The following is a 316-nucleotide window of genomic DNA, read 5'->3' as shown; positions in this document are numbered from 1 at the left end:
GAACTCGGAAGTGAAACGTAGCCGCGCCGATGGTAGTGCAGCCTAAGCTGTGCGAGAGTAGGTCATCGTCAGGGTTTTATCTAAGAACCCCGCTGCTCACGCAGCGGGGTTTGTCTTTTTATGTAAGCCAGGTGTTTTACAGCCTGGCCTTAGTTCCGCAAGGAAACGCATTGGAGCTGGCGCAACGCGCTGCTCAAACCGCCTTCCTGATGAAATTAGCGCTATGGAACCACCCGATCCCATCCCGAACTCGGAAGTGAAACGTAGCCGCGCCGATGGTAGTGCAGCCTAAGCTGTGCGAGAGTAGGTCATCGTC

The 316-nt window shown here is 55.1% G+C and carries 1 rRNA gene; it reads left to right on the top strand.

Annotated features, from left to right (window positions below):
* Window positions 1–205 precede the first annotated feature (205 nt).
* A 5S ribosomal RNA gene (gene rrf / locus ACVOK8_RS19170) occupies window positions 206–316 on the top strand; the annotation flags it as partial.

Source organism: Stenotrophomonas sp. STEN083 (genome assembly GCF_056759195.1).
Note: the sequence above shows the minus strand (reverse complement) of the source record. Positions and strands in the feature narration are given on the sequence as shown.